This is a genomic window from Nocardioides sp. NPDC006273 (assembly GCF_040613495.1).
GTDB lineage: Bacteria > Actinomycetota > Actinomycetes > Propionibacteriales > Nocardioidaceae > Nocardioides.
Map to the genome: position 1 here is coordinate 20,390 of NZ_JBEXSD010000027.1, position 19,113 is coordinate 39,502.

At 66.4% G+C, this 19,113-nt stretch carries 15 protein-coding genes; 14 read left to right on the top strand and 1 reads right to left on the bottom strand.

Annotated features, from left to right (window positions below; all coding sequences use genetic code 11):
* Window position 1 precedes the first annotated feature (1 nt).
* From ABZZ22_RS13595 to ABZZ22_RS13605, 3 genes are read left to right on the top strand one after another with little or no spacing between them, the layout of a single operon-like run.
* Window positions 2-2,317 (top strand): bifunctional (p)ppGpp synthetase/guanosine-3',5'-bis(diphosphate) 3'-pyrophosphohydrolase, encoded by a 2,316-nt coding sequence (locus tag ABZZ22_RS13595; RefSeq protein ID WP_354932056.1) that lies wholly within the window; start codon window positions 2-4, stop codon window positions 2,315-2,317.
* A gap of 7 nt (window positions 2,318-2,324) precedes the next feature.
* The gene (locus tag ABZZ22_RS13600; protein WP_354932059.1) at window positions 2,325-2,492 is read left to right on the top strand and encodes a hypothetical protein; all 168 of its coding nucleotides are present in this window, start codon (window positions 2,325-2,327) and stop codon (window positions 2,490-2,492) included.
* 17 nt (window positions 2,493-2,509) lie between these two features.
* Window positions 2,510-2,704, top strand: a complete 195-nt coding sequence (locus ABZZ22_RS13605) for a hypothetical protein (RefSeq protein ID WP_354932062.1) — start codon at window positions 2,510-2,512, stop codon at window positions 2,702-2,704.
* Between the two features lie 40 nt (window positions 2,705-2,744).
* Here ABZZ22_RS13605 and ABZZ22_RS13610 read toward each other — a convergent pair whose 3' ends face one another.
* Window positions 2,745-3,983 (bottom strand): DUF349 domain-containing protein, encoded by a 1,239-nt coding sequence (locus ABZZ22_RS13610; protein WP_354932065.1) that lies wholly within the window; start codon window positions 3,981-3,983, stop codon window positions 2,745-2,747.
* Between the two features lie 188 nt (window positions 3,984-4,171).
* Here ABZZ22_RS13610 and ABZZ22_RS13615 point away from each other — a divergent pair, with 188 nt between their 5' ends.
* The 11 genes from ABZZ22_RS13615 to ABZZ22_RS13665 all read left to right on the top strand — a co-directional run bounded on the left by ABZZ22_RS13615 (window position 4,172) and on the right by ABZZ22_RS13665 (window position 19,082).
* Complete coding sequence (locus ABZZ22_RS13615; protein ID WP_292647744.1) at window positions 4,172-4,876, top strand: MBL fold metallo-hydrolase; 705 nt, start codon at window positions 4,172-4,174, stop codon at window positions 4,874-4,876.
* Window positions 4,873-6,261, top strand: a complete 1,389-nt coding sequence (gene hisS, locus ABZZ22_RS13620) for a histidine--tRNA ligase (protein WP_354932069.1) — start codon at window positions 4,873-4,875, stop codon at window positions 6,259-6,261. The genes ABZZ22_RS13615 and hisS overlap by 4 nt, the downstream gene beginning before the upstream one ends.
* Window positions 6,258-8,048 (top strand): aspartate--tRNA ligase, encoded by a 1,791-nt coding sequence (aspS, locus tag ABZZ22_RS13625; RefSeq protein ID WP_354932072.1) that lies wholly within the window; start codon window positions 6,258-6,260, stop codon window positions 8,046-8,048. The genes hisS and aspS overlap by 4 nt, the downstream gene beginning before the upstream one ends.
* 320 nt (window positions 8,049-8,368) lie before the next feature.
* Window positions 8,369-9,382, top strand: coding sequence for an ABC transporter permease (locus tag ABZZ22_RS13630; protein WP_354932075.1), 1,014 nt, complete (start codon window positions 8,369-8,371; stop codon window positions 9,380-9,382).
* A gap of 98 nt (window positions 9,383-9,480) precedes the next feature.
* Window positions 9,481-11,214 carry an ABC transporter substrate-binding protein gene (locus ABZZ22_RS13635; RefSeq protein WP_354932078.1) on the top strand — a complete coding sequence of 578 codons (1,734 nt, stop codon included), beginning with the start codon at window positions 9,481-9,483 and terminating at the stop codon, window positions 11,212-11,214.
* Between the two features lie 150 nt (window positions 11,215-11,364).
* The gene (locus ABZZ22_RS13640) at window positions 11,365-12,381 is read left to right on the top strand and encodes an ABC transporter permease (protein WP_354932081.1); all 1,017 of its coding nucleotides are present in this window, start codon (window positions 11,365-11,367) and stop codon (window positions 12,379-12,381) included.
* Window positions 12,382-12,487: 106 nt separating this feature from the next.
* Window positions 12,488-13,507 carry an ABC transporter ATP-binding protein gene (locus tag ABZZ22_RS13645; RefSeq protein ID WP_354932084.1) on the top strand — a complete coding sequence of 340 codons (1,020 nt, stop codon included), beginning with the start codon at window positions 12,488-12,490 and terminating at the stop codon, window positions 13,505-13,507.
* 119 nt (window positions 13,508-13,626) lie between these two features.
* Window positions 13,627-14,781, top strand: a complete 1,155-nt coding sequence (locus ABZZ22_RS13650) for a dipeptide ABC transporter ATP-binding protein (protein ID WP_354932190.1) — start codon at window positions 13,627-13,629, stop codon at window positions 14,779-14,781.
* A gap of 316 nt (window positions 14,782-15,097) precedes the next feature.
* On the top strand, window positions 15,098-16,096 hold the full coding sequence (locus ABZZ22_RS13655; RefSeq protein WP_354932087.1) for an ABC transporter permease: 999 nt from the start codon (window positions 15,098-15,100) through the stop codon (window positions 16,094-16,096).
* A 56-nt stretch (window positions 16,097-16,152) separates the two neighbouring features.
* Entirely contained in the window at window positions 16,153-17,961 is a 1,809-nt protein-coding gene (locus tag ABZZ22_RS13660; RefSeq protein ID WP_354932090.1) for an ABC transporter substrate-binding protein, read from the top strand.
* Between the two features lie 128 nt (window positions 17,962-18,089).
* Window positions 18,090-19,082 carry an ABC transporter permease gene (locus tag ABZZ22_RS13665; RefSeq protein ID WP_292653053.1) on the top strand — a complete coding sequence of 331 codons (993 nt, stop codon included), beginning with the start codon at window positions 18,090-18,092 and terminating at the stop codon, window positions 19,080-19,082.
* Window positions 19,083-19,113: the final 31 nt, after the last annotated feature.

Sequence of the window (19,113 nt, forward strand, 5' to 3'; positions counted from 1 at the left end):
CATGGCAGAGGATCGCATCGTTGCGCAGCCTCGGGCGCACAACATCGAGGCCCGGGAGAGCACTGGCCCTGCGCCGTCGGGCCGCAGCGTACGTGCGCGTCTCGCCCGGATGGGCGGTCGAGGAAACGCGGGCAACCCCGTGCTCGAACCGCTCTTCCGAGCGGTGCGGTCCAACCACCCCAAGGCCGACCTGACGCTGCTGGAGCGCGCCTACGTCACTGCGGAGCGCCTGCACGGCACCCAGATGCGCAAGAGCGGTGATCCCTACATCACCCACCCGCTCGCGGTGACCACGATCCTCGCCGAGCTCGGCATGACCGAGCCGACCCTGGTGGCGGCGCTCCTCCACGACACCGTCGAGGACACCCCCTACACGCTCAAGGAGCTCACCCGCGACTTCGGTGAGGAGGTCGCTCACCTCGTCGACGGGGTCACCAAGCTCGACAAGGTCACCTATGGCGACTCGGCGCAGGCCGAGACGATCCGCAAGATGGTCGTGGCTATGTCGCGCGACATCCGGGTGCTGGTGATCAAGCTGGCCGACCGCCTGCACAACATGCGTACGCTGCGGTACGTCCCGCAGAAGAGCCAGGAGCGCAGCGCGCGCGAGACGCTCGACATCTATGCGCCGCTGGCCCACCGGCTCGGCATGAACACGATCAAGTTCGAGCTCGAGGACCTCGCCTTCGCGACCCTTTACCCGAAGATGTACGACGAGCTGGTCCGCCTGGTCGCCGACCGCAACCCCTCGCGCGAGAAGTTCCTGGCCCAGGTCATCGACCAGGTGGAGCGCGACCTGCACGAGGCTCGGATCAAGGCGACCGTCACCGGGCGACCGAAGCACTACTACTCGATCTACCAGAAGATGATCGTCGGCGGTAAGGACTTCTCCGACATCAACGACCTGGTCGGCATCCGGATCCTGGTCGAGGACGAGCGCGACTGCTACTCCGTCCTCGGCATCCTGCACTCGCGGTGGAACCCCGTCCTGGGGCGCTTCAAGGACTACATCGCGATGCCGAAGTTCAACATGTACCAGTCGCTGCACACCACGGTGATCGGCCCGCAGGGCAAACCGGTCGAGCTGCAGATCCGCACCTTCGCGATGCACCGCCGTGCCGAGTTCGGCGTGGCCGCGCACTGGAAGTACAAGGAGGACGGCCGCAGCGGTGTCGATACCGACCGGCCGATGGACAACGACATGAGCTGGGTCAAGCAGCTCATGGACTGGCAGTCGGAGGTCAACGACCCCGGCGAGTTCCTGGAGTCGCTGCGCTTCGAGATGAAGCGCACCGAGGTCTATGTCTTCACCCCCAAGGGCGACGTGATTGCGCTGCCCGCTGACGCGACCCCTGTCGACTTCGCGTACGCCGTCCACACCGAGGTCGGCAACAAGACCATCGGCGCCCGGGTCAACGGGCGTCTGGTCCCGCTGGAGTCGACCCTGGAGAGCGGTGATGTCGTCGAGGTCTTCACCTCCAAGTCGCCCAACGCCGGCCCGTCGCGGGACTGGGGCTCCTTCGTCAAGTCCAACCGGGCCAAGGCCAAGATCCGGCAGTGGCACACCCGCGAGCGCCGCGACGAGGCCATCGAGAAGGGCCAGGACGCGATCGCCCGGCTCATGCGCAAAGAGGGCCTGCCCCTCAAGCGGCTGATGTCGCGCGAGTCGCTCATGCTGGCCGCCGACCACTTCGACCTCGGCGATGTCGAGTCGCTCTACGCCGCGGTCGGCGAGAGCCACCTCTCCGCCCAAGCGGTCGTACGCCGGGTGATCGAGGACCACGGCGGCAACGACGGCGCCGCTGAGGATCTCGCCGAAGCCGTCAACGTCGGCCGCCGACGCCACGGCAAGGTCTCCACCACCAGCTCCGACGCCGGGGTCGTCGTCAAGGGATCCCCGGACGTCTGGGTCAAGCTCGCCAAGTGCTGCACCCCGGTTCCCGGCGACGACATCCTCGGCTTCGTCACCAAGGGCGGGGGAGTCTCGGTCCACCGCACCGACTGCACCAACGCCACCGAGCTCCGCTCCCACCCCGAGCGCCTGCTCGAGGTCGAGTGGGGCTCGACCTCCAACTCCGTCTTCCTGGTCAACATCCAGGTCGAGGCCCTCGACCGGGCCCGGCTCCTGTCCGACATCACCATGGCGCTCTCCGACGCCCACGTGAACATCTTGAGCGCGCAGCTCCAGACGACCCGCGACCGCGTCGCCAAGTCACGCTTCTCCTTCGAGATGGCCGACTCCAAGCACCTCGACACCGTCTTGAAGCAGGTACGCACCGTCCCCGGCGTCTTCGACGCCTACCGCGTCACCCAATGATCAACCAGTGAAGGAGCTCGGGATGTTCACCTGGATACTCATCATCGCAGGCGTAGTTCTCGTCGTCAGTGCCGCATGGTCCGTCTTCAAGCCGCGCAAGGGCGTCATCGACGAGCGAACTGCCCGTTCGAACCTGGGCAAAACCATCGGCAAGGCCGAGTACCACGGCCGCTGAACAGAGGAGTGTGGCTCATGAACTTGTTCACGTGGATACTCGTCGTCGCGGCGGTGGCCGTAGTGATCACCCTGGTCTGGGGTCTGGTGAGGCCAAGCCTGCCGCGTAGGACCGGCTCAGTCGGCCAGGTGGGTATGGGCGGCGACGGCCGAGATGGTTACCGGGGCGCATCGCCCGACCCCAACGGTCCGCAGGGACCTTCGCCGTTCTGAGATTCGGAGCGCCCGGTAGCACCGGGCGCTCCGGAGACTCTCAGGAGAAGTCGGCGGAAGCCCGCTTGGCCATGTCGAGGAACTGACGACGCGACTCGAGGTTCTCCTCGAGCGACTTGATCTTCCGGGCGTCACCCGACGCCTGAGCCTTCTCCAGGTCGGACTCGACCTGGGCGATGGCCTCCTCGAGCTTGGCGATCATGTCGTCGGCACGAGCCGACTTCTCGGGGTCCGACTTGCGCCACTGGTCGTCCTCGGCGGACTTGATGGCCTGCTCGACCTTGCGCATGGCGCCCTCGAGCTCCTTGATCCGGTCGCGCGGGACCTTGCCGGCCTCGTCCCAGCGGTCGGCGATGTCGCGGAACGAACGCTTGACGCTGTCGAGATCGTCGCCCTTCTCCAGCAGCGGGAGCAGCTCCTGCGCCTCGGCGAGCAGCCCCTCCTTGACCACGGCGTTCTGCGCGAACTCGGCGTCGAGCGCCGAGTTCGCGGCGTCACGGGCGCCGAAGAAGACGTCCTGGGCGGCTCGGAACTTCTTCCAGAGCTTGTCGTCGACGTCCTTGGGCGCCGGCCCGGCGGCCTTCCAGTCGCGCATCAGGTCGCGGTAGCGACCGGCGGTGGGGCCCCAGTCGGTGGAGGTGGAGAGCTGCTCGGCCTCGTCGATGATCCGCTCCTTGATCACCTTGGCGTCCTCGCGCCGCGCGTTGAGCTCGGCGAAGTGGGCCTTGCGTCGACGGGTGTAGGCGGTGCGTGCGGTCGAGAAGCGGCGCCACAGCGCGTCGTCGGACCCGCGGTCGATGCGGGGGAGCGCCTTCCACTGGTCGAGCAGCTCACGCAGCCGGTTGGCACCGTTGCGCCAGTCATTGCTCTGGGCCAGCTTCTCGGCCTCGTCCACGAGGGCCTCCTTGGCGACCTTCGCCTCGGCTGCCTTCGCGGCCCGTTCGGCCTTGCGGGCCTCGCGCTGGATGGCGATGACCGGGGCCAAGGCCTCCAGCCGCGCCACCAGCGAGGCCAGGTCACCGACGGCGTTGGCCTCGGTCACCTTCTCCACGACGGTCTTCACCGCCACGGTCGCCTCGTCGGGCGACGTCTTGCCCGCATGCACCCGCCGCTCGAGCTGCTCGACCTCGAAGGCGAGCTGGTCGAACCGGTTGGTGAAGAAGGCAAGCGCCTCCTCCGGCGTGCCTTCTGGGTATTGCCCCACGGAACGCTCACCCTCAGCGGTCTTCACGTAGACCGTTCCGTCTTCCTCGACCCGACCCCACTGCTCGCTGGTCACAATGTCCCTACTCTTCGCATGAGGCGCTAACCTCTTATGAAATCTCCCCCGCCGGACACCGTGCTCGTCACAGTCCCGGTCGGCTCAACTTGCAGGTCCCCATGGTGTCCCGACACACCTCGGGGTGCCCATCGTAGTCAGACGCCACGATGCGGCGCTGCACTGTACCGCTGGATAGGGTGTTTCTCGTGTTGATCGCAGGCTTTCCCGCCGGTCCGTGGGGCACCAACTGCTACGTGGCCGCCACCGGCCCGGGCTCCGAGTGTGTCGTGATCGACCCCGGGAAGGACGCCGCCGACGGCATCGCGGAGGTCGTCCGGGAGCAGCGTCTCAAGCCGGTTGCCGTGCTCCTCACCCACGGCCACGTCGACCACATGTGGTCCGTGACGCCGGTGAGCAGGACGTACGACTCCACCGCGTGGATCCACCCCAACGACCGCCACCTCCTGGCTGACCCCATGGCAGGCATCTCGCCGGAGTCGGCGCAGATGCTGCTCGGGATGGCAGACATCCAAGGGGGCACCTACGACTTCGTGGAGCCCGACGACGTTCGGGAGCTGAGCGACGGCCAAGCGATCGACCTGGCCGGGATGAGTTTCCTGATCGACCATACGCCCGGGCATACCGAGGGGTCGGTCACTTTCCGGACTCCCTACCCCGACCACGCCGAGGTCAGTGATGTGATGTTCTCCGGCGACCTGCTCTTCGCGGGCAGCATCGGGCGTACGGACCTCCCCGGCGGTGACCACGCCACGATGCTGCAGTCCCTGACCACCAAGGTGCTGCCCCTCGCCGACGACATCGTGGTGCTCCCCGGACACGGCGAACAGACCTCCATCGGGCGCGAGCGCGCCACCAACCCATTTCTTCAGGACCTGATCACCACGCCATGAACAAGCCAACACCGCTCTCCGGGTTTCCGGAGTTCCTTCCGAGCCAGCGCACCGTCGAGCGCGAAGTCATCGCGACCCTGAGCCGCACCTTCGAGCTGCACGGCTTCGGCAACATCGAGACCCGCGCCGTCGAGCCGATGGACCAGTTGCTGCGCAAGGGCGACACCAGCAAAGAGGTCTACGTCCTCAAGCGACTCCAGGAGCAGGACGAGTCGCGAGACAAAGGGATGGGGCTCCACTTCGACCTCACCGTCCCTTTCGCCCGCTACGTGTTGGAGAACGCCGGCAAGCTGGAGTTCCCGTTCCGCCGCTACCAGATCCAGAAGGTCTGGCGCGGTGAGCGCCCGCAGGAGGGCCGCTTCCGCGAGTTCGCGCAGGCCGACATCGACATCGTCGGGCGCGACACGCTGCCCTTCCACCACGACGTCGAGGTCGCCCGGGTCATGCTCGAGGCGCTCGGCAAGCTGACCTTCCTGCCCGGGTTCACGCTCCAGGTCAACAACCGCAAGCTGATCCAGGGCTTCTACGCCGGCCTCGGCGTGCCCGACGTCGAGGAGACCATGCGGCTCATCGACAAGCTCGACAAGATGCCGGCCACCGAGGTCGGCAAGTTGCTGGTCGCAGAGGCCGGGCTGAGCGACGAGCAGGCCGCCAAGTGCCTCGAGCTCGCCACGATCACCGCCACCGACGACACCTTCGTCGAGAAGGTCCGGGCCATGGGGGTCGAGAGCGACCTGCTCGACGAGGGCCTGACCGAGCTGGCCACGCTGATCAACGCCACCGCGCCGCTCAACACCGAGCGCGTACGCATCGTGGCCGACCTCAGCATCGCCCGCGGTCTCGACTACTACACCGGCACCGTCTTCGAGACCCGTCTCGACGGCTACGAGAGCCTCGGCAGCATCTGCTCCGGCGGACGCTACGACGCGCTGGCCAGCGACGGGAAGACGACCTACCCAGGCGTCGGGATCTCGCTCGGCGTCAGCCGCGTCCTGGTGCCGCTGGTGCAGAAGGGCGTGCTCGACGCCGACCGCAAGGTCCCGAGCACCGTCCTGGTCGCCGTCTCCGACGAGGAGAGCCGGGCCGAGGCCGATGCGGCGGCGCAGCAGCTGCGCGCTCACGATGTCGCCTGCGAGGTCTCGCCCAACGCCGCCAAGTTCGGCAAGCAGATCCGCTTCGCGGAGCGCCGCGGCATCCCGTACGTCCTCTTCGCCACCCGCCGGGAAGACGGCACAGAGGCGTACGAGATCAAGGACATCCGCACCGGCGACCAGGTCCCGGCCGACCCGGCCACCTGGACACCGGCGAACCAGAACGACCTGACCCCGCAAGTGGTCTCGACAGGCTCGACCACCGGGAACGACAACGAGGAGCAAGAGAAGTGATCCGCACCCACGACGCCGGCACCCTGCGTGCCGAGCACGTCGGCCAGACCGTGACCCTCGCCGGCTGGGTAGCCCGCCGACGCGATCACGGCGGGGTCGCCTTCCTCGATCTGCGTGAGGCCAGCGGCGTGGTCCAGGTCGTCGTCCGCGACGAGGAGATCGCCCACGCGCTCCGCAACGAGTACTGCATCAAGGTCACCGGCGAGGTCGTCGCCCGCACGAGCGAGAACGTCAACGACAAGCTCGCGACCGGCGAGATCGAGGTCGTCGCCCAGGACCTCGAGGTCCTCAGCGCCTCCGCGCCCCTCCCGTTCCCGATCGACGACGCCGCCTCCTCCGCCCAGGGAGAGGTCGGCGACGACGTACGTTTCAAGCACCGCTACCTCGACCTGCGCCGCACCGCGCCCGGCAACGCCATCCGGCTGCGCTCGAAGGCGAACAAGGCCGCCCGCGACGTGCTCGCCGGTCATGACTTCGTCGAGATCGAGACCCCGACCCTGACCCGGAGCACGCCCGAGGGCGCCCGCGACTTCCTGGTCCCGGCTCGTCTGCAGCCGGGCTCGTGGTACGCGCTGCCGCAGTCCCCGCAGCTGTTCAAGCAGCTGCTCATGGTCGCCGGCATGGAGCGCTACTACCAGCTCGCCCGCGCCTACCGTGACGAGGACTTCCGCGCCGACCGGCAGCCGGAGTTCACCCAGCTCGACATCGAGATGAGCTTCGTCGAGCAGGACGACGTGATCGCGCTCGGCGAGGAGATCGTCGCGGCGCTGTGGAAGCTGATCGGCTACGACGTGCCGCTCCCGCTGCCGCGGATGACCTACGCGGACGCGATGGCGAAGTACGGCTCCGACAAGCCCGACCTGCGCTTCGGCATCGAGATCACCGAGTGCACCGACTACTTCTCCGAGACGACGTTCCGCGTCTTCCAGGCCCCGTACGTCGGTGCCGTGGTGATGCCGGGCGGGGCGAGCCAGCCGCGGCGTCAGCTCGACGGGTGGCAGGACTGGGCCAAGCAGCGCGGCGCCAAGGGCCTGGCCTACGTCCTGGTCCAGGAGGACGGCTCGCTGACCGGTCCGGTCGCCAAGAACCTCTCCGAGACCGAGGCCGCCGGACTGGCCGCTCACGTCGGCGCCAACCCGGGCGACTGCATCTTCTTCGCTGCCGGCACTCCCAAGGCGAGCCGGTCCCTGCTCGGTGCCGCCCGCCTGGAGATCGGCAACCGCCTCGACCTCCGCAAGGACGGCGACTGGAGCTTCCTGTGGGTCGTCGACGCTCCGCTGCTCGAGTCGGCCTCCGAGGCGGTCGAGTCCGGTGACGTCGCGGTCGGTGCGGGGGAGTGGACCGCGGTTCACCACGCCTTCACCAGCCCGCAGGACGTCGAGGGCTTCGACAAGGACCCCGGCAACGCGCTCGCCTGGGCCTACGACATCGTCTGCAACGGCAACGAGATCGGCGGCGGCTCGATCCGTATCCACCGCGAGGACGTCCAGAAGCGCGTCTTCGAGCTGATGGGGATCGACGAGGAGGCGGCCGAGGAGAAGTTCGGCTTCCTGCTCGACGCGTTCAAGTTCGGCGCCCCGCCGCACGGCGGCATCGCCTTCGGCTGGGACCGCGTCGTCGCCCTCCTCGCCGGCACCGACTCGATCCGCGACGTCATCGCCTTCCCGAAGACGGGCGCCGGCTACGACCCCCTCACCGCCGCCCCGGCGCCGATCACGCCCGAGCAGCGCAAGGAGGCGGGCGTCGACGCCAAGCCCTCGACCCCTGAGGAGAAGGCAGGAGCCTGACCTCGAGACCAAGAAGGTTCCCGAAACCCCAGGGTTTCGGGAACCTTCTTCGGTTTTGAGGTTCTCGAGAGGCAGTGATCTGGCTCTGCGGCAGGATCTCGCCTCGACCGCAGACTCTTGCGTTACCGGCGTCTATGGCGGAAATGCGTCCGGGGGAATGGGGCGTCGCGGATGAAATCGGATCGTTACCCCTACGAGGCGCATCCGGGCAAGGGATCACATAGAGTTCCGTCCGTCGACATCGTGGGTCGAACGTTGCCATGTGTGTGGCGACGGCACTGCTGGCTACACGACTGAACGTAGAAACTGACGAGGTGAGCATGACCACGCCTGGCACTCAGGTCGAGCTGGCGAATCCCCATACGGGCGAGGAAGACGCGAACGCCGGCAAGGAGGTCGTCAGCAAGTCTCCGATGCGGTTGGCGATGGAGCGGTTCCGCAAGGACAAGATCTCGATGATCTCGTTGTTCGTCGTCATCTTCTATGTCATCGCGGCGGCTTCAGCGCCGATCCTCGTGGCGGCCGACGTCCTGGATCCGTTCACCTACGACCAAACCCTGCTCAACGAGTACCAGGTGGCGGATGGTCCCTACGGTGGCATCTCAGCGGATCACCCGTTCGGGGTCGAGCCTCGCACGGGGCGCGACTCGCTGGCGCGAGTGTGGTACGGAATCAGCTTCTCGCTGAGCATCGCGCTGCTGGCCGCGCTGATCGCGATCTTCATCGGAGTCGTCCTCGGGATCGTCTCGGGTGCTGCCGGTGGCTGGGTGGACGCGATCATCGGCCGCATCATCGACCTGACCCTGGCCTTCCCGCAGACGCTGATGCTGCTGGCACTCTCCAGCGTCGCGCTCGCCTTCATCATCGAGGTGCTGCATGTGCCGGGCGGTGAGGGCAGCCCAGCGCCGCGGTTCGTCTACGTGGTCGGGGTCCTCGGGATCTTCGGCTGGACCACGACGGCGCGGTTGGTCCGTGGCCAGGTGCTGACGCTCCGCGAGCGCGAGTTCGTGCACGCCGCGAACCTCGTCGGCGCCTCCCGGATGCGGGTCTACTTCAAGGAGATCCTGCCCAACCTGTGGGCGCCGATCCTGGTCTCCTTCACGTTGATGATGCCGGCGTTCGTCTCGGCCGAGGCCGCGATGGCCTACCTCAACGTCAGCGTCGCGCCGCCGACCCCGACGCTCGGCAACGTGCTCACCGACTCGCTCAGCTTCATCTCGAGCAACCTGACGTACTTCATCATCCCGGCGGTGCTCATCGCGCTCGTCGTCGTCTGCTTCAACCTTCTCGGAGATGGCCTGCGGGACGCGCTTGATCCCAAGTCAGGTCGATGAACAGAGCCTCTCTGTTCGTGACAGCCAGTCGGCCCCGCCGACGACCCAAACGTGCGACATCGAGTCGCGCACTCAAGGAGGACACAACAATGAGAAGCATGTTGAGGAGGATCGGTGCCGCCTCGGTGGCAGCCGGTCTGGGACTCAGCCTGGCCGCCTGCGGCGGCTCCGGCTCGGATGAGGGCAGCGGTGATGAGACCGCCTCGAAGGGCGGGACGCTGAACTACCTGCTCTCTTCGCCCTTCGAGAGTGCGGACCCGCAGCGCATCTACCTCGGTGTTCAGCTCGCCAACTGGCGACGCACCGTCTACCGCGGCCTGGTCGCGTTCCCGATGGACGAGGACGAGAAGGCCGGCAACACGCCGGTCGCCGACCTCGCCACGGACACGGGCACGCCCAACGAAGACGCCTCGTCCTGGGAGTTCACCATCAAGGACGGCGTCAAGTGGGAAGACGGCTCCGACATCACCTGTGAGGACTTCCGCTACGGCGCGTCGCGTGTGTTCGCGAACGACGTCATCACCGGTGGCCCCAACTACACCCTGAGCTACCTCGACGTCCCGCAGAAGGACGGCAAGCCGGCCTACCCGGGCCCGTACAAGGCCACTCCTGAGCAGCAGGCCGAGTTCGACAAGGCCATCGCGTGCGACGGCAACAAGATCACCTACAACTTCAACAAGCCGTGGGCGGACTTCCCGCTCGCCGCGGCGGGCATGATGATGACCGACCCCTACAAGGAGTCGTTCGACGAGGGCCCGAAGTCGGAGTGGAAGGTCCTGTCCAACGGGCCCTACAAGCTCGAGGGCGGCGTCTGGGACAAGAACAAGGGCGCCACCATGGTCCGCAACGACCAGTACGACGAGAAGACCGACACCCCGGAGAAGCTCCGGCTGGCGCTTCCCGACGAGATCGTCTGGTCCATCGACGGCTCCGACGACGCTGCCGAGATCATCAACCAGCGTCTGCTCGCAAACTCCGGTGACGACCAGTACGCCATCACCACCGGCCGCCTGCCGGCGACGATGCTCCAGCAGGTCACCGGCGATGTCGAGAAGCGTTACCGCAACGTGCTCTCGCCGTACGTCAACTACATGGTGCCGAACGCGAAGAAGCTGACCAACCCGAAGGTGCGCGAAGCCCTCAAGGTCGGCGCTGACATCGACTCGTTCGTCAAGGCGCTGGGTGGCGACAAGGTCGCGGTGCCCGCCGAGTCGCTGGTCAACCCGGTCACCCCGGGCTACCAGGACAACCCGGCGTTCGAGGGTGACAACTCCGGCGACGTCGAGGCTGCGAAGAAGCTCCTCGAGGAGTCGGGCGAGAAGGTTCCCTACCCGATCAAGCTCACCTACGCGAAGTCGCCGACCAACGACGCCGCCATGGGCGCGCTGAAGCAGAAGTGGGACGCCGCCGGTTTCCAGGTCACGCTCGACGGCCTCGGTGACACCTACTACGACGTCATCTCCAAGCCCAACAAGGACTCGGACCTCATGATGGGCGGTTGGGGTAACGACTGGCCGAGCATGATGACCGTCATGCCGCCGCTGTTCGACAGCCGGCCGAACATCTCCGCGACCGACTGCAACAACGACTACGGCTGCTACCACAGCGACGAGTTCAACAAGAAGATGGACGAGGCCGCCAACGCCTCCGACCTCGACGCTCAGATCAAGGCGCTGCAGGAGGGTGACGAGATCCTGGGCAAGGACATCGCCTACTTCCCGCTCAACGTCACGAAGTTCAACTGGCTCCACGGCTCCAAGGTCACCGGTTTCACCACGACGCCGGCCTCCTCGGGTTACGCGGAGATCGGTCTCATCGGCGTTCAGAACTGATTCTGTCGCTCGCTGAATGATCACTAGCCGCTGGTGCCGGGTGGGCGCTATGTCCGCCCGGCACCAGCGACTTCCGGTCCGATGACCGGAGCTCCGCGGCCGCTGTGGCCGCGTGAAACAACAAGCCATCTGAAAGGATGAGTACGTCCGATGTGGGCCTATGTCGTCCGACGGTGCTTGGTGGGGATCGTCCTCATCCTGGCGCTGACGTTCATCACCTTCGTACTGTTCTTCGCCTCACCCATCGACCCTGCTCGGTTCGCGTGCGGGAAGAACTGCAGCCCGGAGCAGCGTGACGAGACGCGTGCGGCACTCGGTTACGACAAGCCGTTCGTAGTCCAATGGGCCGGTTACGTCAAGGGACTTGCGGTGGGCCGCGAGTTCCCGCTCGACCCGGAGCAGCGGGCGGCCGCCCCCGACCAGGTGACGCACTGTGGTGCGCCCTGCCTGGGCTACTCCCACCTGGACTCGAAGACAGTGAACGAGATGGTCGCCGACGCGCTGCCGATCACGGCATCGCTGGCGATCGTGGCACTGGTGATGTGGCTCATCGGTGGAGTGCTCTTCGGAATCCTCGCGGCGATCTACCAGGGCTCGCTCATCGACCGCGGCGTCGTCGGTGGGACCCTCGTGATCTACGCCTTCCCGAGCTTCGCGATCGCCGTGTTCCTGCTGCAGTACGTCGCGGTGAAGTGGGGCGTGTTCCCGCTACCGCGATACACCGAGATCGCCGACGGCGGGCTGTGGGGCTGGTTCTCGAACCTGCTGCTCCCGGCTCTCACCCTGGCGCTCCTCTATCTTGCCGGCTATGTGCGGATGACACGCGCGTTCGTGCTCGAGTCATTGAGCGAGGACTACATCCGCACGGCCAAGGCGAAGGGCCTCAAGACGCGCACGGTCGTGTTCAAGCACGCTCTGCGCGCAGCGCTCACGCCGCTGGTCACGATGACGGGTCTCGACTTCGCGAGCCTGCTGGGTGGCGCGATCATCACCGAGCGCGTCTTCACGTATCACGGCATCGGCATGCTGACGGTCGATGCGAGCAAAGTCTCTGACCTCGCCGTCCTCGTGGGGATCGTGCTGCTGGCCGGCATGATCGTGATCATCGCGAACATCATCGTCGACATCCTCTACGCCTACATCGACCCGCGGGTGAAGGTGGCCTAGTGATGCCTCCGTCTTCTGCAGCTTTCTTTTCCCGAGTGAGGATCTCATGACCAGTGCGGCCAACCCCTTTGACGACGGGCCATTTCTTGTCGTCGACGACCTGAGCGTGCGGTTTCCGACGGCCGATGGTGTCGTCAGCGCCGTCTCCAACCTGTCCTACGAGGTCGAGCTGGGGAAGACCCTCGGCATCGTGGGCGAGTCGGGCTCGGGCAAGTCGGTCTCGTCGATGGCCATCCTCGGCCTGCACGACCGCCGATCGACCGAGCTCAGCGGCTCGATCCGAGTCGGCGGCGACGAGATCCTCGGTAAGGGCGAGGAGGCGATGCGGGCGCTTCGCGGCAACGACGTCGCCATGATCTTCCAGGACGCCCTCGCTGCCCTGCACCCGTACTTCCGGATCGGCAAGCAGCTGTCCGAGGCCTACCTCGCGCACCACCCCAGCGCCAGCAAGCGTGACGGGGAGAAGCGGGCCATCGAGATGCTCGACCGGGTCGGCATCCCCCAGCCGGACATGCGGTTCAAGGACTACCCGCACCAGTTCTCCGGCGGCATGCGGCAGCGGGTGATGATCGCGATGGCGCTCATCAACGACCCCAAGCTGGTGATCGCGGACGAGCCGACGACGGCGTTGGACGTGACGGTCCAGGCGCAGATCCTCGACCTGCTGCAGGACCTGCAGCGCGAGTTCAACTCAGCGATCATCCTGATCACCCACGACCTCGGCGTCGTGGCCGAGTTCGCCGACGACGTGATGGTCATGTACGGCGGCCGGGCCGTGGAGAAGGGGCCGGCGAAGGACATCCTGGTGCGACCGGAGATGCCCTACACCTGGGGTCTGCTCAGCAGCATCCCGGATGTCGAGGCTGATACGAACGCCAAGCTGATCCCGATCGCAGGCAATCCGCCCAGCCTGCTCAACCTTCCGAGCGGATGCTCGTTCCACCCGCGATGCCCCCACGTCGCCAAGGTCCCGGGTGGTCTGTGCTCCACCGAGCTGCCTGAGCTGCTTCCGGCACGGAGCGGTCCGACCCACTTCAAGCGCTGCCATCTTGCCGACCCGGAGGCGGTTTACCGCGAAGAGGTGCTGCCCGAGATCGCCCCTGACCTCCTGGAGGAAGACCGATGACCGACCAGTCCACTGGTGGGCTCCCCGCTGAGGAGCAGCGGGAAGCCGTCCCGAATGGGGAGGCGAAGACCTCGGCGGAGTCGCTCGAGAACCTCCTCGACGACTCGCACACCGCCGCGATGTTCGACGCCTCGAAGAAGCCGGTGCTGACCGTCACCGACCTCAAGATGCACTTCCCGGTCAAGTCGAGCGGCTTGCTCCGGAGAACGGTCGGGCACGTAAAGGCAGTCGACGGCGTCTCCTTCGAGCTGCGCGAGGGTCAGTCTCTCGGCCTCGTCGGCGAGTCGGGATGTGGCAAGTCGACGACCGGTCGGCTGATCACGCGCCTCTACGATCCGACCGAGGGTTCGATCGAGTTCGAGGGCCGAGACCTGGCCAAGCTGAGCCAGCGCCAGCTCAAGCCGCGGCGCCGCGACATCCAGATGATCTTCCAGGACCCTTACAGCTCCTTGAACCCGCGGCACACCGTGGGTGCGATCGTGGGGGCACCGATGGTGATCCACGGCACAGTGCCCAAGAAGCAGGTGCTCAAGAAGGTCCAGGAGCTGCTGGAGATCGTCGGCCTCAACCCGGAGCACTACAACCGCTATCCCAACGAGTTCTCCGGCGGCCAGCGTCAGCGCATCGGCATCGCTCGGTCGCTCGCGCTCCAGCCGAAGGTCCTGGTCGCTGACGAGCCGGTCTCCGCGCTCGACGTCTCGATCCAGGCGCAGGTGATCAACCTGCTCCAGGACATCCAGAAAGAGTTCGGGATCGCGTTCCTGTTCATCGCCCACGACCTCGCGATCGTGCGTCACTTCTCGCCGGAGATCGCGGTGATGTACCTCGGCAAGATCGTCGAGATCGGTGATCGCGAGAGCATCTACAAGAATGCTCATCACCCCTACACGCAGGCGCTGCTCTCTGCGGTGCCCGACATCAAGCAGGCCCAGACGGGCGGTCGCCGGGAGCGGATCAGGCTCGAGGGTGACGTCCCCAGCCCGGTCAACCCGCCGTCGGGGTGCCACTTCCGCACGCGTTGCCCGATCGCGAAGGAGATCTGCTCCGTGGTCGAGCCGCCGCTGCTGCAGATCGACCAGCGGCACAAGGTCGCCTGCCACTTCGCGAGCGAGGTCGGGCACGCGCCGGAGCGGCCGGTCACCGCGCCGCTGCTCGGTGTCGACGAGTACGGAGCTCCGGACCCGGGCGCGAGCCCGGCCGAGATCCCGGGCGACGGCCCGGGCTACGCCGACACCTGGTACGACCTGGCGAACAACTCGCGGGGTCGTGCCTGAGAGGTCTCGACAAGCTCGACCACCGGGCAGGTCGTGCCTGTGAGGTCTCGACAAGCTCGACCACTGAAGGTGTTCGATCCGGAGAATCTTCTGTGTGACAGCAGGATTACCAAAGAAGGTCCGCAGCCATTGGCTGCGGACCTTCTTTGTTACAGATGTGTCATAGGTCACTGTCGGTACCGAACCGTTATCTGTAGAGCCTCCCGCGCCACCTGCACTTGGCATAACTTGAGGCAGCGCGCTGGTTCGGGACTGCGCCTAGTGGTCTGGTCTTGGGCGAGCCGAGCCCGAGGCATTCGAATGGAGATCCGAGCGTATGACTGTGTCCGAAGTGTTGATCCAGGGTCCTGATCCCGAGGTCGATCCGGAGCCGCGCACCAAGAAGGTCGCCGGCCGCTCGCCGATGCGGATCGCCATGGACCGGCTGCGCTCGGACAAGATCGCCATGCTCTGCGCCGGCATCGTCCTGCTCTACATCCTGATCGCGATCTTCGCTCCGCAGCTGTGCCGGTTGTTCGGTGTCGAGGTGCGAGCCGGGGACCCGGTGACCGACACCGACTCGTTCAACTACCCGGTCATCGGTCCGCCGAACTACGGCTTCACCTGGGAGGCCCCGCTGGGGCTGGAGCCCAACTCGGGCAACGACCTGCTGGCGGAGTGGTTCTACGGCGCTCGTACGTCGATGATGGTCGCCTCCGTGGCCACGATCGTCTCCACGGTGGTCGGGGTCGTGCTCGGCCTGATCGCGGGCTACAGCCGTGGCTGGGGTGACCGGATCATCACGTTCATGACCGACCTGTTCCTCACGCTGCCGTTCCTGCTCGTCGCGATCGCGGTCGCGCCGATGATCATCGACCGCTGGGGGGCCCAGCCGGCACTGCTCGATTCCGCGTCCCTGATCGCGATGGTCCTCATCCTCTCGGTCTTCGGCTGGATGGGACTGACCCGTCTGGTGCGTGGCGAGGTGATCTCTCTGCGCGAGCGGGAGTTCATCGAGGCAGCGCACGTCCTCGGCATGCCGACCCGCCGGATCCTGTTCAAGGAGCTGCTGCCCAACCTGGTCGCGCCCATCGTGGTCTCGTTCTCGCTGATGCTGCCCGCGCTCATCGCCGCGGAGGCCTCGCTGGCCTACCTCGGTGTGGGCGTCACCGGTCGCCCGTCCTGGGGCCAGACGATCAACCGTGCCCAGGGCTGGTTCGAGGAGTACCCGCTGTACCTGTACGCGCCGATCATCGGGATCGTGGTCCTGGTCTTCGCGCTCAACCTGCTCGGAGACGCCATTCGTGACGCCTTCGATCCCAAGTCTTTCCGGTGATCACGTTGTCGGAGAGAGGCATCAAGAGCCCTGAAAGGTGGACACATACGATGCGAATGAAGAGAACAGCGATTGCCGCCAGTGCGATCGCTGCCCTGATGCTCACTGCTGCGTGCGGCGGGGGAGGCGGAGGGTCCGAAGGTAACGATGGCGAGTTCATCGAGGGTGGTGGCGCCGGCGCTGGTAAGGACGCCACCGCCGAAGGCCCGGTCAAGGTCCCGGCGGACGCCGCCGAGGGCGGCACCGTGTCGATCCTCACCTCGGTCGCGCCGCACACGCTCGACCCGACCCGGACCTACTACACCGACTCCGGTGCGATCATGTCCGGTCTGGTCACTCGCTCGCTGACTCAGTACGTCTACGACGAGAAGGCCAAGGACACCATCCTGGTCCCCGACCTCGCGACCGATCTCGGCCAGACCTCCGAGGACGGCCTCACCTGGACGTTCGAGCTCAGGGACGGCGTCAAGTACGAGGACGGCACCGAGATCACCGCCGAGGACGTGGCGTACGGCATCAAGCGGTCCTTCGCCATCGAGACGCTTCCCGACGGCCCGACCTACCAGACCACCTTCTTCGTCGACGGTGACAAGTACAAGGGTCCCTTCGCCGACACCGAGGCCGAGCTGAAGAAGCTCTCGGGCTACGAGGCCGGCAACGGCTGGTACGGCGGCGAGGACTACAAGGGCGTCGAGGTCGACGGCAACAAGGTGATCATCAAGCTCGCCCAGCCGTTCCCCGAGCTCGACTACTACGCCTCCTTCCCGGTCTTCTCGCCGATCCCGAAGGCGAAGGACACCGACCCGCTGGCCTATGAGTCGCACCCGATGGCGACCGGTCCGTACAAGTTCGCGTCCTACAAGCCGGGCGCCTCGCTCGAGCTGGTCAAGAACGACCAGTGGGACGCGGCCAGCGACCCCGGCCGGATCCAGGCCGTCGACGGCTTCAGCTTCAAGTTCGCCCAGGACACGGCCAAGCTGGAGAACACCATCAAGGGCGACAAGGGTGCGGCGCAGACCACGCTGACCTACGACAACGTGACCCCGCAGACCTACAAGTCCGTGAAGGAGACGGCTCCGGACAACCTGATCCTCGGCTCCTCGCCGTGCACGTTCATGGTCTTCATGGACCAGAACAAGATCAAGGACAAGTTGGTCCGCGAGGCCATCGGCTGGGCCTACCCCTACCAGGCCGCGTGGAAGGCTGCCGGCGAGATCGTCGGCGTCACCCGTCAGCCGTCGACCGCGATCCTCCCCCCGGGGACCGCTGGTCGCGTCGACTACGAGTACCCCGAGGGCCAGGACGGTCAGACCACCGACCCGGAGAAGGCCAAGGCGCTGCTGAAGGAAGCGGGCGCGGAGGGCTTCGAGCTCAAGTGGTACTACGCCCGTGACGACGAGGAGGCTGTCGCCGTCAAGGACCAGCAGGTCAAGGCCTACGAGGCCGCCGGCTTCAAGGCGACCCCGCTGGCGTCGACCACGGAGACCATCCGTGACGACCGCAGCGACCTGAAGGCTGACATCAACCTGCGCAGCAGCGGCTGGTGCTCCGACTGGCCGTCGGGCGGCTCCTGGTTCCCGGCCCAGTGGGACGGCGACCTCGCCAACACCGAGGGCATGCCGAACCCGGCCAACTTCAAGGAGGCCGACGCTGACGCCAAGCAGGCCGAGATCCTGAAGATGGACCCGGACGAGGTCCCGGGTGCTTGGGGCGAGTTCGACAAGTGGATGCAGGAGACCTACTACCCGGCGGTCACGATCGGGTACGCGGGCAGCGCGTTCATCAAGGGTTCGAAGCTCGGTGGAGTCTTCAACGAGCCGACCAAGGGCATGCCGACCCTGAGCACGATGTACGTCACCAAGTGACGTGACGGTCCGGCGCGGCTCCACGCGCCGGACCGGTTCGGCAACCGGGGTGCCACCCGACTCTCGGGTGGCACCCCCTCCGGGCGAGGAGCCCGTGACACGATCTCTAGAAAGCGAGACCCCTCACCATGCTCGGTTTTGTCGTTCGCAGGCTGATCTCGGCAGTGCTGGTGCTGTTCGCGGTCTCGATCGCGGTGGTGGCGATCTTCACCTACGGTCCGAGCGACCCCGCCAACGCGATGTGCCCCGAGCCGAAGTGCACGGTGGAGCGACAGGACGCGATCCGTGAGGCGCTCAACCTCGATGCGCCGATCCACGTCCAGTACGCCGAGTACATGTCCGGCATCGTCACCGGCCGTGAGATCAACGCCGGCTCGGAGACGTACGACTGTGAGGCTCCCTGCTTCGGGGTGAGCTTCATCTACCGGGTGAACGTCTGGGACGACATCAAGGACCGGATCGGGCCGACGGTGTCGGTGGCGCTCGGCGCGGGCGTGACGATCCTGCTCGTCGGCGTGCCGATCGGGATGTTCGCCGCCAGGCGCAGGGGCACCATGTCCGACAAGGCCGTCATCGGCGCCACGCTGGTGATCGAGTCGATCCCGTACTACCTGTTCGTCCTGCTCGCGTTCCTGTTCCTCGCGGTGGGGCTCGGCCTCTTCCCGCAGAAGGGCTACCACTCCTTCACCGACTCTCCGCTGCAATGGGCGTGGGCTCTGCTGCTGCCCTGGCTCGCGCTGGGGCTGGTCAACTCCTCCAAGTACGCGCGGTTCACCCGAGGATCGATGATCGAGGCGCTCAACCAGGACTACATCCGTACGGCCCGGGCCAAGGGGCTCAAGGAAGGCCGGGTCATCTACACGCACGCCCTGCGGGCCGCGATCGTGCCGATCGTGACGATCTTCGGCATCGACTTCGGCACCCTGCTTACCGGAACGATCTTCACCGAGCTGATCTTCGACATCCCCGGCTTGGGGCTGCGCGCTCTCGAGGCGGTCGGACAGAGCGACCTGCCCGTGATCGAGGCGACGACGTTGATCTCGGCAGCGATCATCATCAGCAGCAACGTGATCGTCGACCTCTTCTACAGCGTCCTGGACCCCCGGGTACGCATCGGCTGACCGAGTGTCGGTCCGCCCCCATAGGCTGGGT

Bases quoted from the DNA above. Each gene is read 5' to 3' on its own strand.
- ABZZ22_RS13595 (WP_354932056.1), top strand. From the start codon at position 2: ATGGCAGAGGATCGCATCGTTGCGCAGCCTCGGGCGCACAACATCGAG.
- ABZZ22_RS13605 (WP_354932062.1), top strand. From the start codon at position 2,510: ATGAACTTGTTCACGTGGATACTCGTCGTCGCGGCGGTGGCCGTAGTG.
- hisS (WP_354932069.1), top strand. From the start codon at position 4,873: ATGAACAAGCCAACACCGCTCTCCGGGTTTCCGGAGTTCCTTCCGAGC.
- ABZZ22_RS13630 (WP_354932075.1), top strand. From the start codon at position 8,369: ATGACCACGCCTGGCACTCAGGTCGAGCTGGCGAATCCCCATACGGGC.
- ABZZ22_RS13635 (WP_354932078.1), top strand. From the start codon at position 9,481: ATGTTGAGGAGGATCGGTGCCGCCTCGGTGGCAGCCGGTCTGGGACTC.
- ABZZ22_RS13640 (WP_354932081.1), top strand. From the start codon at position 11,365: ATGTGGGCCTATGTCGTCCGACGGTGCTTGGTGGGGATCGTCCTCATC.
- ABZZ22_RS13650 (WP_354932190.1), top strand. From the start codon at position 13,627: ATGTTCGACGCCTCGAAGAAGCCGGTGCTGACCGTCACCGACCTCAAG.
- ABZZ22_RS13655 (WP_354932087.1), top strand. From the start codon at position 15,098: ATGACTGTGTCCGAAGTGTTGATCCAGGGTCCTGATCCCGAGGTCGAT.
- ABZZ22_RS13660 (WP_354932090.1), top strand. From the start codon at position 16,153: ATGAAGAGAACAGCGATTGCCGCCAGTGCGATCGCTGCCCTGATGCTC.
- ABZZ22_RS13665 (WP_292653053.1), top strand. From the start codon at position 18,090: ATGCTCGGTTTTGTCGTTCGCAGGCTGATCTCGGCAGTGCTGGTGCTG.